Origin of the sequence: Aminipila terrae (assembly GCF_010120715.1) — a bacterium.
Taxonomy (GTDB): domain Bacteria; phylum Bacillota; class Clostridia; order Peptostreptococcales; family Anaerovoracaceae; genus Aminipila; species Aminipila terrae.
Map to the genome: position 1 here is coordinate 2,795,509 of NZ_CP047591.1, position 16,674 is coordinate 2,812,182.

Consider the following 16,674-nt stretch of genomic DNA (forward strand, 5'->3'; position numbering starts at 1 on the left):
AAATGTTTGAAGAAACCCAGGGCAAAATGGAAGAAACAGAGGGAATGATAGAAATATTACGTAATATTGCGGGAATTGAAGTGGCTGTATTTGTAAAAGAGGTTCAGAAAAATAAATGCAAAGTCAGCATGCGCTCAAAAAAATATGTAAATGTAGCAGAAATGAGCAAAAAACTCAATGGAGGCGGTCATGCAAGGGCGGCTGGCTGTACTGTGCAAAAAAGTTATGAGGAAACAATACAGGTAATGATAAAATTAGTGGAAGAGTATCTGAAAGGTTAGTGGATGATTAAACAGGGAATTATCAATATTAATAAGCCAAAAGGCTACACTTCTCATGATTGTGTAAATGTTATAAGAAGTCTGACAGGAATAAAACGCGTTGGGCATACGGGAACACTGGATCCAATGGCTGAAGGTGTTTTACCCGTTTGTATCGGAAGTGCTGCAAGGGTTATGGAATATCTTGATCTGGATTTAAAAAAGTATTCATGTGAGATTCTGTTAGGTATTGAAACAGATACACTTGATATCTGGGGAGAAGTCGTTGCAGAGAACATAAAAGAAACTCAACAGCTTATAGCAGAGGGAAGTATTTCAGAAGATAGAATAAAAGAGGTTCTGAAAGGATTTTCAGGAACCATTACCCAACTGCCACCCAGATATTCTGCTCTTAAAGTGAATGGACGTAAACTTTATGAATACGCCAGAGCTGGGGAAATGGTTGAAATCGCATCAAGACAGGTGTATATTAATGATATAAGATTAACAAACATTTCCTTAGATGAAAGAAAATTCAGTTTTGAAGTTGTATGCTCCAAGGGAACCTATATTCGTTCAATATGCAGAGATATAGGAGCTGCTTTAAAATGCGGGGCGGCTATGAGCGGTCTTACCAGAACGGCCAGTGGGAAATTTACGTTAGAAGATTCTGTTAACATGGAGGATTTAAAAGCCTTAAAACAGGGGGAAGATAAAAGGAATCCGGATACTGGTAAAATAATACAATATGCCCGGGCATTACCTGAAGAATTAAACCCTTTTATAGTAGATGTAGATTTTCCCTTAGTAAATTTCGGAAAAATTGTTTTAAATGATGACAGAGTAAAATGGTTTTGTGATGGTGGATATGTTAGTGAAAAACAGGTAGAACTTAAGCAATATCCTACATTTAAGGATGGACATCCACATATGAAAATCCGAGAGGAATTTAGACGGGCATACAATGCTTATATGTGCTCAGACAAACAGGAAATATTTCTTGGAGTGGCTTTTTTTAATGAAGAAACAAAGAGTTTTAAAGCAGACAAAGTTTTTGGCAGAGGGTAAAGAATGATTATTTTTAATAGTTTAGATGGAATTAAGAATATAGAAAACACTGTTGTGGCCTTGGGAAATTTTGATGGAATCCATAAGGGACATCAAGCCCTGATTACCAGAACTGTTAAAACCGCCGAAGCGGCAAATCTAAAAAGTGCAGTTTTTACTTTTTCAAATCACCCTAAAAATGTTAATTCAGGGGAGTTAATAGTAAAGAATATTTTATATTTTGATGAAAAAGCAAAGATAATTGAAAATTTAGGAGTAGACTATTTATTTAATATTCCTTTTAATGAAGATATACGCCATATAAGACCTATTGACTTTATAGATAATATCTTAATAGGAAAGTTTAATATGAAACAGGCTTATTGTGGATTTAATTACAAATTCGGATACAAAGCGCAAGGTACCCCGGAGATTTTAATGCATGAAGGTATAATAAAAGGCTTTGGAATTCATGTGTTAGAACCTTTTCAGATTGATGGGAATCTGGTGAGCAGTACGTTTATAAGAACACTTATAGCAGAGGGAAAAGTGGACCAGTGTATGAAATACATGGGTAGGAATTATGCTATAGGCGGTGAAGTAGTTGTGGGAAATAAATTAGGAAGAACTTTTGGGTTTCCTACATCAAATCTTATTATTGATGAAAATATGGTTACACCTTCAAATGGTGTATACGTTACATATTGTATATATAACGGCGTCAAATACCCTAGTATTACTAATGTAGGGGTAAAACCTACAATTGGGGATTATAAAAAGAATGTGGAAACTCATATTTTTAATTTTAATAAGGAATTATATGGTAAGACCATTCGAGTTGAATTTTTGGAAAAGACAAGAGATGAAAGAAAATTTGCAAATGTAGAAGAACTATCTAAGCAAATTACAAGCGATTGTATTATGGCAAAAGATTATCATAGAAGAACTAAATAGTGGTGAGGTATATGATAAAAAATTGGATTAAAAGTACAATAGCTTTATTAGTTATAGTGATATTGATTATCACTAATTTACCGTGCCTGGAATCTTATGCACAGGATTATAACCAGCTGAACCATAGAGTGGTAAAAGTGGGATATTATCCGGATTATGCTACCATATTGGAACCTGCCAGTGATGGAAACATGGGATATGGCTATGATTATCTCAAGGAAATTGCAAAATACACTGGTTGGAAATACGAATTTGTAAAGTGCTCCTGGGATGATGGTGTAAAGCTTCTGCAGGAAGGCAAAATAGATATATTCGGGCCTATGCAGAAAACGGAAGAACGGGAAAAGATCTTTGATTTTCCCAATGTACAAATGGGAACAGAATATGGAGTACTGTTTGCAAATAAAAATAGTGGAATCTTATACGAAGATCTGGACTTTTTCAATGGAATGAAGGTTGGGACGGAGAAAGAAAACTACTATACAGAGGTAATGAATCAATATTGCAAAGACAAAGGCATAAAAGTTAACTATGTATATACTGATTCAGAGGACATTGGAAGAGAGCTAAAGGAAGGTCTTTATGATACATATTTAACAGGGGATTTACAGGCCATTCCTAATACTACTGTTGTAGCACGTCTGTCATCCGAACCCTATTATTATGCTACTACAAAGGGAAATACAGAAATAATAGCGGGTTTAAATTATGCGCTAAAAAATATTTTTAAAAATGATAAGTATTTCGAACAGAAACTATATGAAAAGTATTTTAGTAACAGGGATATAAGTAAACCCAGCATTACTAAAAAAGAAATTGACCTGATTAAGAAAACTAAAAAACTAATTGTAGGGTGTCAATCTGACAGCAAGCCGCTACAGTATTTTGACAAGAAAACGGGACTGCCAAGCGGTATCTGTACGGACATATTGAAAGAAGTTGGCAACATTAGTGGTATTGAATTTGAATTTGTTCCTGTAGAGGTTAAAAATGGTACTATTTCAAAGGAGCAGCTTGACGGAATTGATTTATATGCCTGTTATCATGATGTCAGCCCGTTAAAGTCTTTGAAATATACAGACGCATATTTAAATGTTCCCATGATGATTGTATCAAATAAGCAACTTAATTTATCGGACAAATTAAATGTTGTTGTGTATTCTTTTGACGAAAAAAATCAAGGCCAGTTTAAAAAGGAATATCCGCAGTTTTCCATAAAAAAAACGGAAACAATAGAAGAAGCCTTAAGCGTTTTGGAAAAAAATAAAGCAGATGCTATGCTTATTCCAGCATATACATATGACGAACTGGAACAGACAGATAATCAGAATTTTTATGTTTACTCTACGGACATTAAATGCAGAATGGATCTTGGCATATCCTCAAAGTTACCAGCAGAGATGACTTACATTTTAAATAAAAGTATTGCCAGATTAGATAATGATGTGGTTAACACGATTATTTATAAAAATACTTCCACCAGAGCCTATGATGTGTCTTTTGCAAAGCTGGTAAAGGACAATTCCTGGGTAATACTTGGACTTCTGACTCTCTTTTTTGCTATATTGCTGATTGTAATTGAAACGAGTAACCGGAAGCTTAAATCAGTCTTATATGTGGACAGCAGCACGGGAAAAGCATCTTTGGCCAAATTCAGGATAGATGCCAGAGGATTACTTGATAATGCAAAAGCAGATGAATACATGCTGGTCAGTATTGATGTTAATAATTTTAAATATATTAATGACATCTATGGATATGATGCAGGAAATAAAGTTTTAAAAATTCTTGCAGATCATATAGAAATGATATTGCCTGGTGAAATCATGCTGACAGCAAGAAGAGCGGCAGATAATTTTGTTTTTATCAGTAAAACCTGCAATAAGGATAAGGTATTTAATGCAATGTCCGATGACAGCTTGTTAAAGAAAGATGTACAGCTTGTTTTAGGTCCAGATTATGATCTGACATTAAGCATTGGGGCTTACATCATTCATCAGCCATTTAAAAACATATCCGTGATGCTGGATTATGCCAATATAGCAAAGAAAACCGTAAAAGGAAAAGTAGGAAATCCTATTGCGGAATATACCCCAGAGATGAATGAGCACATGGAACTTAAAAAAAAGGTTACAGTAGGTATGGAGGCCGGGCTTTTACATGGAGAATTCATTACTTGTCTGCAGCCGAAATACTCCTTAGCTGATGAATCACTAATAGGAGCTGAAGTTTTAGTAAGGTGGAAACACCCGGAACTGGGAATGTTATCTCCTATGCTTTTCATTCCATTATTTGAAGAGAATGGGTTCATTGAGAAGCTTGATATGTACATATTTGAAGCTACCTGTAAACTGATACAGAAGTGGAATCAGGCTGGATTAACAAAGATCCCGAGGATTTCAGTAAATATTTCAAGAGTTACGCTGTGCAGAAAAAATTTAGTAGATGAACTTAAAGAAATTGCCCAGAAATATCATATTAATACCAGACAGCTGGAAATAGAAATAACAGAGGGTACATTAGAAAGAAGTACAGAAAGAATCATTAAGATTATCAATAATTTAAAAGCTGTTGGATTCTATGTATCCATAGATGACTTTGGTAGTGGATATTCTTCCCTGAGTATTCTGAAAGATATGCCTGCGGATATTATAAAAATTGATAAAGAGTTTCTGTCAGAGACTTTTGACAGCCAGAAAGGTAGAAAAATTATTAACAGCATTATCAAAATGTCAAAAGAACTGAATTTGGAAATCGTGGCAGAAGGAATTGAAACAAAAGAACAGGCGGAAGCATTAAGAGCAATGAATTGCGATGTGGCCCAGGGTTATTACTTTGCCAGACCAATGAAACCTGAAGCTTTTGAGCATATGATTATTAATGGCAGATAAAAATACTAGACAATATTATGAAGCTATGGTATGATTAGTTGTCAATGTATATATGCCTTTTGCCTAGTTTCTCGAAACTCCGACGAAGACTCAGCAAAGGTGAATGAAGAAAAGGAGAATTTAAAATGATTGATCAGACTAAAAAAGCAGAAATTATTAAAGAATATCAGTTAAAAGAAGGAGATACTGGATCCCCTGAAGTACAGGTTGCAGTTCTTACTTATAGAATTAACGATTTGAATGAACATTTAAAGATTCATAAGAAAGACCATCACTCAAGAAGAGGTCTTTTAAAGATGGTTGGACAAAGAAGAAACCTTCTTAATTACCTAAAGGATAAGGATATTGAAAGATACAGAAATCTTATTGCACGTTTAGGATTAAGAAAGTAATCAAGGAATACAAGCGGGGCATAACAGCTCCGCTTTTATTTATAACGAAGGAAATGTCTTTTACGATATGGACGGAGTTTCATAAAAGCTACCATTGAGATGCGACCGAATGGGAGCTAAAGGCGCCTCGCAGAGGCTTTTTTTTATATAATGCATAATAAGATGCAAGTTGGCAAAAATAGAGCAAGGATTAACAGGAGGTAGTTGTTAATATGGCGAGATTTGAAGATTATAGAACTTTTAGAACAGCATTGGGCGGGAGACTGCTGCAAGTAGAAATCGGTAAGGTTTGTGAGCAGGCCAATGGACAGGCTATGCTTAGATATGGTGATACAGTAGTAAACGTAACATGCTGCGCATCAAAGGAACCAAGGCAGGATATTGACTTTTTCCCACTTAGTGTTGATTATGAAGAGAAAATGTATGCGGCAGGAAAAATTCCTGGGGCTTTATTAAAAGAGAAGGAAGACCAAGTGAAAAGGCAATCTTAAGTTCAAGACTTATAGACAGGCCAATCAGACCACTTTTTCCAAAGGGATATTATAATGATGTAGTAGTTATTGCTACAGTTATGTGTGTTGATCCTGACTGTGCACCTGAGATTGTAGGAATGTTAGGGTCATCAATTGCCCTTTCGGTTTCAGACATTCCTTGGGAAGGCCCTACAGCATCAGTTCTAATTGGTATGATTGATGGTGAATTTATTGTAAATCCTACACTTGAACAGAGAGAAAAATCAGAAATGCATTTGGTTGTATCTGGTACGAAGGATGCGATTATGATGGTTGAAGCTGGAGCTAAGGAAGTTCCAGAAGAAACAATGTTAGATGCTATCATGTTTGCTCATGAAGAAATTAAAAAGTTAGTTGAATTTATCGAAGAAATTATTGCAGAAGTAGGTAAGCCTAAGAAGCAAACTGAACTTTATAAAGTTTCAGAAGAAATAGATCAGGCGGTAAGAGCATTTGCAGTAGATAGAATGAAAGCTGCAATTAAGACTGTAGACAAGCTTGAAAGACTTGATAAAATGGATGCAGTTGAAGTTGAGACAAAGGAGCACTTTGCAGAGATTTATCCAGAAAATGGTAAAGATATTGCGGCAGTTCTTTATAACATTACAAAGGAAACTGTACGTGCAATGATTTTAGATGAAGGCATCCGACCGGATAACAGAAAGACAACAGAAATAAGGCCTATTTGGTGTGAGACAGGTATATTACCAAGAACACATGGTACAGGATTATTCAAGAGAGGCCAGACTCAGGTTCTTTCAGTTTGTACTTTAGCTCCGGCATCAGAATCACAAACAATTGACGGGATTACAGAAGATACAGAAAAGAGATACATGCATCACTATAACTTCCCATCATATTCAGTAGGTGAAGCAAGAACTTCAAGAGGTCCGGGAAGAAGAGAAATTGGACATGGTGCTTTAGCAGAGAGAGCATTAATTCCAGTTCTTCCAAGTGTAGAAGAATTCCCTTATGCAATTAGAGTGGTATCAGAAGTTCTATCTTCAAACGGTTCTACTTCTATGGGATCAACTTGTGGTTCATGCCTAGCTTTGATGGATGCTGGTGTTCCTCTTAAGAGACCTGTTTCGGGTATTGCAATGGGACTTATTGAAAGAGTTGAAGAAGATGGAAGCAGCAAGATTGCTATTCTTTCTGATATTCAGGGCATGGAAGACTTCCTTGGTGATATGGACTTTAAGGTAACGGGTACTGAAGTGGGTGTTACGGCTATTCAGATGGATATAAAGGTTCACGGACTTTCAAGACAAATTTTACAGGATGCTTTAAAGCAGGCTCATGATGGAAGAATGCACATCATGAAGGAAATGCTTGATGAGATTCCAGCTCCAAGAACAGAGATGTCAGCTTATGCTCCAAGAGCTATTACTTTAAATATTGATCCAGATAAGACCAGAATTGTAATCGGTCCTGGAGGAAAAACTATAAATAAGATTATTGACGAAACAGGAGTTAAGATTGATATCTCAGATGATACTCCTGGATTAATCAGCATTTACAGTCCAAATATGGAAGGAGCAGAAGCTGCTAAAAAGCAGATTGAACTTCTTACTAAGGATGTAGAAGCTGGGGAAACTTATGAAGGTAAGGTTACCAGAATTATGAATTTTGGTGCTTTCATAGAGATACTCCCTGGTAAGGAAGGTCTTCTTCACATTTCAAAGATGGCAAAAGAAAGAGTTGAAAAGGTTGAAGATGTTATGAACATTGGTGACACTGTCACCGTTAAAGTTACTGAAATTGATAGTCAGAACAGAATTAACCTTTCAAGAAAAGAACTATTATAATAATTAAATCAATTCATTATAATAAAGGCAGAGAGTCTATGATTCTCTGCCTTTTGACATATAATTCCTTGTGCAGTATAATCATCTTATTTAAGAAAAAGGAGTATACCTGGTATGGCGCTAAGTTTGGATATAATCTGGATTGTTATTTGTGGCTGCTTTGTTTTTTTTATGCAGGCAGGGCTTACTTGTCTGGAAGTAGGTTTTATTCAAAGTAAAAATATTATATTTGTATCCATCGAAAACCTGCTTACATTTATGGTTACTACTATATGTTTTTGTATGGCAGGATTTCCACTTATGTTCGGAAAAACTTTTCATGGCATAGCAGGCATGAGCCTATGGGGACTTCAGGATATTACCTCCAAAAACAATTTGGGATTTGCCTTTGTTTTTATCCAGTTAATGTTTGCAGGGGTGGCAGTAACAATATTTGCAGGAGCTATGTCCGAGAGAACAAAGATTATTCCTTTACAGATTGCAGCTTTTATAAGCAGTATACTTATATATCCAGTATTCGGGCACTGGGTCTGGGGTGGAAACTTTTTAAAACAGAGTACATGGTTACAGAACATGGGGTATATTGACTGTGCAGGAGCTTCTGTCGTACACGTTACAGCTGGATTTATTGCCTTAGCAGGTATATCAGTAGTAGGTGGGCGGAAAAAAGCTACTTCGGGCCGGTCTAATATTCCTATAGCCACTTTAGGTGTGTTTATCTTATGGTTCGGATGGATGGGTTTTAATGGGGGAAGTACATTCCGGTTTTCTGAAGAAGTGGGACTTGCCGTTTTAAATACGAATCTATCTGCCGCAGCCGGCATGGCTGGAGCTTTAATTTTAAATTTTCTAATGAAAAAAAATGGAGGTTATCTGATATCATTATTTAACGGAGTCCTTGGTGGACTTGTAGCAATTACGGCAGCAGCATTTTATTGTACTCCCGCAGCGGCTATAGAAATAGGGTTTATTACTGGAATAATAGTAGATCTTTCAAGGTATCTGCTTGAAAGATGGAAACTGGATGATGCCGTAAACGCCATCCCCGTTCATTTGGTAGGTGGGATTACAGGCTGCCTGCTGCTGCCCTTCTTTATTGAACAGCAATATCTTAATCTCCCAGACAGAATTTCACAGTTTGGTGTTCAGATCGTTGGAATTGTGGCAAATTTTGTCTGGGTGTTTGGACTATCTTATATTATGTTTTCTATCCTGAATAGAACGGTTGGACTCAGGGTTACTCCGGAGGAAGAGGAGAAGGGACTGAACATTGTTGAGTTCGAAGATTATTATTCATGGGAAAAATACTTAGAGATATCAGGATTTGAAACAGAAATAAAAGAAAAGAACAGCTTATTGAGAAAACAGGCAAGGCTTCTTGTTGTTACAGAAGAACAGGAAAGAAAAAAACTGGCCAGGGATTTGCACGATGGGGTAGGACAAAGTCTGGCCGCATTAAAATTAATTCTTGGTTTAGCCAAAAAGCAGATAAATGACAATGATGGGCTTTTACTAAACATGGAGAAGGCATCAAAACTGGCAGAAACTTCTATAGTGGAAATGCGTGAAGTATTAAATAATTTAAATCCTAAAATACTGGAAGAGAAAGGACTGGCAGAAGCAGTCCGGTTACTGGTTCAAAAGGTAAATGAATTAGATAACATTACATGTAACTTTATCATTGAAGATGAATTGCCTTCTATTGACGATACTATTGCATTAAATATTTACAGAGTGCTCCAGGAAGCGCTCACAAATGTGATAAAACATTCTAAGGCAGAGAACGTCTTTATAAACATTTCTTACAATGAGGAAAAGAAGCTTTCTGTTTTTAAAGTTGTTGATGATGGTATCGGATTTCAAATAAGCGAAAATGACATGGGACTTGGGATTTTATCCATGGAGGACAGAGTGAAAATGCTGGGAGGAAGGTTTGAAGTTATAAGCAGAATGGAAGGTGGAACAAAAGTAATTATGGAGGTACCTGTTCATGATGGGAAATAAGATAAAGATATTTTTGGCAGATGATCATAAAATGTTCAGAGAATCTTTAGAAATACTGCTATCACAGGAAGATGACATTGAAGTTGCTGGTCAGGCGGATGATGGGATTGAAGCTGAGCTGTTTTGTTTGCAGAAAAAAGCAGATATCTTACTTTTAGATATTTCTATGCCAAGAAAAAGTGGTCTGGATGTATGTAAAAATCTAAAATACTCTTGCCCTGAATTAAAAGTTATATTTTTGACTATGCATAAAAATGAAGAAATGCTGGCAGAAGCATTTAACAATGGTGCGAAAGGATACGTTCTGAAAGAAAATGCTTTTGAAGAACTGATTACAGCAGTGCGAAAGGTTATGGATGGGAAAATATATATATCCTCTGTTCTTGCTCCAGTTATGCTGAATGGATTTTTAGAGAATGAAAAGTCAAATAAAGAGTTATCCGGCAGGGAACGAGAAGTACTTAAACTGCTTGCAGAGGGATTCAGCAATAAGGAGATTGCGGACTTTCTTATGATATCTGTTAAAACGGTGGAAACACACAGAGCAAATATCATGAGAAAACATAACTTTAAAAACGTTACAGAACTGGTGTTATATGCAGCACGAAACCATATCATTGAGATTTAAAGTTTTTTCCTGAGTAGATTAGGGGTTTTATGGTATTTAAACTGTATCTTTATTTTTATACACTTTACCTGTTAGATTTATTATTTATTATCGAAGGGAAGTGTAAAAATGATTAATTCAGGAGATACAGCTTTTGTTATAGTATGCGCTGCTCTGGTCTGTTTAATGACGCCAGGACTGGCATTTTTTTACGGAGGATTAGTATCAAGGAAAAATGTATTGACTATTATGATGCAGAGCTTTGTATCTATGGGAGTAGTTACTATTATATGGTTCTTGTTTGGTTTTTCACTGACATTTGGGCCAGACGTACACGGTATTATAGGAGGTCTTAAATATTTGTGCCTCAATGGTGTAGGAATGAGTCCAAATCCAAACTATGGTTCCACCATTCCTTTTATAACGTTTTTCAGCTATCAGCAAATGTTTGCAATCATTACTCCAGCACTGATTACGGGAGCTTTTGCAGACAGAGTGAATTTTAAAAGTTATTTGGTATTTTTGATTGCGTGGAGCATTTTGATTTATATTCCCCTTGCCCACTGGGTGTGGGGAGGCGGATTTTTACAGCAGCTGGGTGTTGTTGATTTCGCAGGAGGTATAGTTGTCCATGCCAGTGCAGGACTTGCTGCTTTAGCTTCCGTATTCTTTGTGGGAAAAAGGAAACACATTAGTAAAGCAGATCTGGAGCCCCACAATATAACACATGTTGCACTAGGTACAGCTCTTTTATGGTTTGGATGGTTTGGATTTAATGCAGGAGGAGGTCTGGCTGCAAATTCATTGGCTTCAATTGCATTTATTAATACAGATATCTGTGCTTCTGTTGCAATGGTCACATGGCTTGTTATTTCTTGGATTAAGGAGAAAAATCCAAGTTTTGTAGGAATACTGACTGGTTCTGTGGCTGGACTTGCAACGATTACCCCGGCTGCGGGTTATGTAGAACCTTGGGCAGCAGCACTAATGGGCCTTGCGGCAGGTGCTGTATGTTACTATGCAGTACAGTTCAGACAAAAGGTACATTGGGATGATGCTTTGGATGTATGGGGTGTACACGGTGTTGGAGGTATACTAGGCAGCATTCTGGTAGGTGTATTTGCAGTTAAATCAGTAAATGGTGTGGACGGCTTATTTTATGGAGATTTTCATCAGTTTGGAATCCAGCTATTTGCAACGGTATTTGCGTCCGTATATGCTTTTGTTATAACTTATTTGATACTAAAGGTTATTAATTGTTTTATGCCTGTACGTGTTAGTGAGGAAGAAGAAAAAATCGGACTGGATATTTCAATTCACAGAGAAGAAGCATATCGTATTTAATATTCTTATAAAAACTTAATAAAACATAATAAAACCAGGGGCTTTCAAATGAACCAAAGATGGCAGATAGAATCAGACTACCATCTGAGGTTCATTTTGTTTTATATACGTAAGGCAAAGAATGAAAACAATATTAACACAGCAAAAAAGGTCATCAGTCAGAAAACATAAAAATATAGAACTTACACTGGAGAATTCAGATAAAATGTCGTAAAATATATGTAGAAAACTAATTTATAAAAGAAAAATTTAAGATAGCCAGCTGTATTAAAGAGAAGGAAGTGGATGGGAATGTATGAAAAAATAATCATGGGTTTTGCACTTGCAGCACGGGATGTGTTTAAAATGATGCTGGATTTAGAAACTGTTATCATTTCACAGGAACCAGCCATTATTCCCATTAGAACCAACGATGAAATTGTTATTTCAATAGGACTTGTTGGAGATATATGGGGTGAAACCTATTTTTATTTTCCCCAAGAAACAGCTCTGGAAATTGTTAAGATGATGAGCGGGATGGAAGTCAGCAAAGTGGATGATTTTGTTATTTCTGCACTGGGTGAAATTTCAAATATTATCAGTGGAAATGCTGCTACAGAACTTTCCCATCAAAAAATAACTTGTGAGATTCTTCCCCCTCGGATTTGCTTTGGGAACGATAATACTATGTGTGCTGGAAATATTTTGAAAACAATAAATTCCATCATACAAACTTCCGTGGGCAGTCTTTGTGTATCAGTTAGATTGGACAATTTGTAAAGGACAGGTGAAAATTGGGTGCAGTTAAAGTAAAAGAAATTAATTTAGAGCGGGGAAAGCCTGCAGTGGATGAAGCTATGCGGAAATTTGTTAATGAACTGACTACGGCTAAAAGGATGGGATTCAGAGCCTTAGTAGTGGTTCATGGATATGGGTCTTCAGGCGTAGGAGGGACTATAAAAATTGCACTGCAAAGTAAGCTGAAAGAAGGTAGTCTCAGGGGCGTAATAAGAGATTATGCTGGTGGTGAAGAATGGATAAACTGCAAAAGAAGGTTTATAGAGGTATGCCCTCAATTGAAAGATTTCAGCACTTATGTTGAGGGAAACAGAGGTTTAACTGTAATTCTTTTAAAATCTTAATGATATAACAAAGGGGTTGTCTCAAAATATGGATTTATAGGCATTAACATAAAGATAAAAGATGTCATTAAATCCATTTTGAGAAAGCCTTTTTTTGTGTGAAGGTTTTATGAAAAAAGTGTACAGTTGTTGAACGCTAACCTGATTTGTGATATAGTTATCGGGTTAGATTAATGAATTTGGAGACAGATATGGATAAGATAATCAGTTATATAGAGAAAGTAAAGCAGTTTATAAAAGAATTCAAAGATAAATATGGAACTATAGGATGTGCAGCAGTTGTGCTAGCTATTATGAAATTTATCGTTTTCTATATTTTAATGTCAGTGAAATCAAACTTCATTTTGATATGTATTATTTCCTGGGTAATAACCTATTATTTATTTAAATCATTCAGAAATAAATATATTCCATCAGCTATATATTTAATTCTGGCAATCTTGATGTTTGCAGACGTGACCTATTGCAGTTATTTTAATAAATATCTTTCTGTAGCCATGCTTGGGTCTGCCGGAATGCTGGGAGATGTAACCGCAAGCATAAAGCAAATTATGAGACCGGTTAACTTTTTTATGTTGCTGGATGCAGTTGTAATCCTGGCCACGGTGGTATCATACCATAGAAAAGAAGGCGGGCAAAGATTCACGAGTTTCTTCAGGAGAAAAGAAAGAAACGCAGACATAACGGAAACAGAAGGGCAGGAAAAACCAGTCCGTGATATTCTGGCTGAACTTGATGCCATGGCACTGGAAGAGTCTATGGATCAAATCCAGGAGGAAACAAGCAAAGAAGTATTAGAAAAGGACGGTGAAGAAAAGGGTTCTGTAACAGACAGGACAGAACTAGATTATGAAGATGAGCTGGAAAATAATCTATATCAGGGAAGAGTCAGAAGAAAAAGAGCTGAACGAAAAAGAAAAAGAGAAAAATTAAAACGTCTGAAAGTACATAGAAATCAGGCTATTCCAGTTGTTATAATCATTCTATTGATTGTGACAAGCACTTTCTCACCTTTTATGCAGTCCCTTGCCAAACAGGAGTTTTATACATATCATGTAGGGGATGTGGCTTCAGGAGCCCTTGGATTATCTGAACAAAAAAATATAATGAAGTTCGAAGATAATTATGAAACAGAAAAAAATGGGCCGTTGTTTGGTGTGGCTAAAGGGAAGAACTTAGTAGTTATACAAGTGGAATCTTTACAAAATTTCACTATTGGTATGAAATATAATGGACAGGAAGTAACACCTTTCTTAAATAGTTTATTAAAAGATAAAACGGTTTACTTTGATCACTATTATCAGCAGGTAGGAACAGGAAATACTTCTGATGCAGAGTTTGCAACGAATAATTCCATTATGGGATCTATAGAAGCCTTTACCTATCAATTATATGAAAAAAACTATTTCAGAGGCTTACCATGGCTTTTAAAGGATCAGGGCTATGAGACAGCTGTACTTCATGCCCATGAAAACAGAGACTTCTGGAATAGAGACGATATATATCCAGCCTTAGGCTTTGATCACTATTATGGTGGATTGATTGGAGATACGGCCCGCCCAGGGGGTAACTTTAAAATGACAGAATGGATGGGATGGGGACTGACTGATTCGGAGTTCTATCCTCAGGCCATGGATTACATCAAAGAGCTTCAGGAACCATTCTATAGCTTTGTTATAACACTTTCCAACCATCATCCTTATGAAATGCTGGATAAGTATAAATTTATTAAACTGGCACCAGAAGAAAAAGGAACTTTAGTAGGCAATTATCTTAACAGCGTGTCTTATACGGATTATGCTCTTTCCAAGCTGTTTGATGAGTTTAAAAAGGCAGGGCTTTATGACGATACGATTTTTGCAATTTATGGAGACCACATGGGACTTCCTGCATCTGATGAAACCAACGAGGTAATGGGTAGACTTCTGGGACATCCATATGATTGGGATGACAGGATGAATATTCCTTTAATTATTCACATTCCATCTGCAGATAAAAGTGTTACCACTACAATACATAATACTGGGGGACAAACTGATTTCCTTCCAACCATCTCCTACTTATTGGGATTAGATCATTTGGATACAATTTATCTGGGACATAATTTATTTACTTATGATAAAGGAATAGTTGCAGAACACGCTTATCTTCCGTATGGTTCATTCTTTATAAACGGTTACGGATTTGAAATGGCACGGGATGGAGTCTTCAAAGATGGCAGGGCATGGAATATAAAAACTAGAAAAGATGTGGACGTAAATCAGTTCTATGATTATTATATGAAATCCAGGGGAATATCAGATACATCTGTTTATATCCTTCAAAATGACATACTGAGAAAAGTCTATAAAGATGGAAAGAGCAGAGAAGAAGTTCTTTAGTTCCAGTTTCAGGACTTTGGGTAGTAAAGACAAAATAGATTTATATAAAAATAGGGTGACATTAATGTCATCCTATTTTTTTATACTTATATTGAGTTATATTGTTATAAAATTGACACATCTATGTCAATTTTGTAACAATATGAATATGCCCACAAAAATCAATAAATGTATAGTCAATCTATAGATCGAATTACAAGAAGTTTACCAGATTCTACAGAAATTTCACACTCAGAAGTTAAGAATTCATTACTTATACCTAAAGCAAACGAACTTGTCAGGTGAGCATTGGTCAGTTCCCACTTTAGTTTTTTTGTAGTCACATTTATACAGTTGTCCGAATAACTGATTAAAGAAATTTTTTCTCCAGGCCGACCTGCTATTTTGGCCGAGCCATTCATGATGATTATGACTTCATTTTGACTGTCATGCATACTTATCTTTTTATTTTTAATATGATTGGAGTGCCAAAAGTCAATACACCATGCCATACTTTGGAGGTTTGATATGGTATGGTCCAGCCGGCCACCCATGCCACCAACAAGACATATCTCCCTGAATTCTCTTTCTGCTGCATATTTGATACAAAGCAGGGTATCCGTATCATCTTTTTCCACAGGATGGATTATAGTCGGTATGTTTAGCTCTGGAGATTCAGTAAAAGAATCAAAATCACCAATAACCAGGTGAGGAATAATACCTTCTTTTTTTGCTAATTTATATCCTCCATCTGCGCAGATTATATAATCATCTTTGGATATATGAGCGATATCCCTGATATGGCCATTAATAAAGGCTGTAATAATAATGCATCTATTCATTTATTTACCTCTTTAATCTGAAATCTATAAAAAATAAAATGATATAGTAACACTTTGTCGTAAATAACGGAATCTTCATACAAACACAAACTGTTTTCAAAGACAAGTATAACATAATGAAGAATCATGTTATACCTTTATTATTCACAGTGTTTGCCATTACTATGATGTTTAACAAAAAATACATCTAAATGAGAGAATATCTCTGATAATTGTCTTGAAAATTATTTTTTTTAAGTCTATACTATAGATAAAAATTGAGAAAAATTTAACATATAAATCCAGAGGAAATAAGATGATTGTGAAGAAATAGATTAGTAAAGCAAAAACAATTAAATAACCAGACTTAAGTCTGCTGACAGCTAGTTTTAGTATGCCGCCCGGTCTTTTTGCTGAGCGGTTATTTTTAAACATCATAAACAGTTTTTATGAAGGGGACTGCTTATTATAGCGTTTAATTTTGCAGTAAATGCAATCCAGGTTATGACAAAGGTTATGCTCTGATGCTCTTGAGGAAAAGCATCTGGGTGAA

General features: G+C 35.9%; 12 protein-coding genes and 1 pseudogene. 12 read left to right on the forward strand and 1 reads right to left on the reverse strand.

The window, feature by feature from the left end; all coding sequences use genetic code 11:
* Window positions 1–2: 2 nt before the first annotated feature.
* The 12 genes and pseudogenes from Ami3637_RS13445 to Ami3637_RS13500 all read left to right on the forward strand — a co-directional run bounded on the left by Ami3637_RS13445 (window position 3) and on the right by Ami3637_RS13500 (window position 15,321).
* Complete coding sequence (locus Ami3637_RS13445; protein WP_162363009.1) at window positions 3–281, forward strand: DHH family phosphoesterase; 279 nt, start codon at window positions 3–5, stop codon at window positions 279–281.
* A 3-nt stretch (window positions 282–284) separates the two neighbouring features.
* Window positions 285–1,328: a tRNA pseudouridine(55) synthase TruB gene (truB, locus tag Ami3637_RS13450; protein ID WP_162363010.1), complete on the forward strand. Its 1,044-nt coding sequence runs from the start codon at window positions 285–287 to the stop codon at window positions 1,326–1,328.
* 3 nt (window positions 1,329–1,331) lie between these two features.
* Window positions 1,332–2,261 (forward strand): bifunctional riboflavin kinase/FAD synthetase, encoded by a 930-nt coding sequence (locus tag Ami3637_RS13455; protein WP_162363011.1) that lies wholly within the window; start codon window positions 1,332–1,334, stop codon window positions 2,259–2,261.
* A gap of 11 nt (window positions 2,262–2,272) precedes the next feature.
* Complete coding sequence (locus Ami3637_RS13460) at window positions 2,273–5,152, forward strand: EAL domain-containing protein (RefSeq protein WP_162363012.1); 2,880 nt, start codon at window positions 2,273–2,275, stop codon at window positions 5,150–5,152.
* Between the two features lie 125 nt (window positions 5,153–5,277).
* Window positions 5,278–5,544: a 30S ribosomal protein S15 gene (gene rpsO / locus Ami3637_RS13465; RefSeq protein WP_162363013.1), complete on the forward strand. Its 267-nt coding sequence runs from the start codon at window positions 5,278–5,280 to the stop codon at window positions 5,542–5,544.
* A 212-nt stretch (window positions 5,545–5,756) separates the two neighbouring features.
* Window positions 5,757–7,864: pseudogene (locus Ami3637_RS13470) on the forward strand (polyribonucleotide nucleotidyltransferase).
* 114 nt (window positions 7,865–7,978) lie between these two features.
* Complete coding sequence (locus Ami3637_RS13475; protein WP_162363014.1) at window positions 7,979–9,868, forward strand: histidine kinase; 1,890 nt, start codon at window positions 7,979–7,981, stop codon at window positions 9,866–9,868.
* Window positions 9,855–10,496, forward strand: coding sequence for a response regulator (locus Ami3637_RS13480; protein ID WP_243158020.1), 642 nt, complete (start codon window positions 9,855–9,857; stop codon window positions 10,494–10,496). The genes Ami3637_RS13475 and Ami3637_RS13480 overlap by 14 nt, the downstream gene beginning before the upstream one ends.
* 108 nt (window positions 10,497–10,604) lie before the next feature.
* Entirely contained in the window at window positions 10,605–11,819 is a 1,215-nt protein-coding gene (locus Ami3637_RS13485; protein WP_162363015.1) for an ammonium transporter, read from the forward strand.
* Between the two features lie 285 nt (window positions 11,820–12,104).
* Entirely contained in the window at window positions 12,105–12,578 is a 474-nt protein-coding gene (locus tag Ami3637_RS13490; protein ID WP_162363016.1) for a chemotaxis protein CheX, read from the forward strand.
* A gap of 14 nt (window positions 12,579–12,592) precedes the next feature.
* Window positions 12,593–12,940, forward strand: coding sequence for a Smr/MutS family protein (locus Ami3637_RS13495; protein WP_162363017.1), 348 nt, complete (start codon window positions 12,593–12,595; stop codon window positions 12,938–12,940).
* Between the two features lie 191 nt (window positions 12,941–13,131).
* Complete coding sequence (locus Ami3637_RS13500; protein WP_162363018.1) at window positions 13,132–15,321, forward strand: LTA synthase family protein; 2,190 nt, start codon at window positions 13,132–13,134, stop codon at window positions 15,319–15,321.
* A gap of 176 nt (window positions 15,322–15,497) precedes the next feature.
* Here the strand turns inward: Ami3637_RS13500 and Ami3637_RS13505 are convergent, their stop codons facing one another.
* Window positions 15,498–16,142, reverse strand: coding sequence for a thiamine diphosphokinase (locus Ami3637_RS13505; RefSeq protein ID WP_162363019.1), 645 nt, complete (start codon window positions 16,140–16,142; stop codon window positions 15,498–15,500).
* Window positions 16,143–16,674 lie beyond the last annotated feature (532 nt).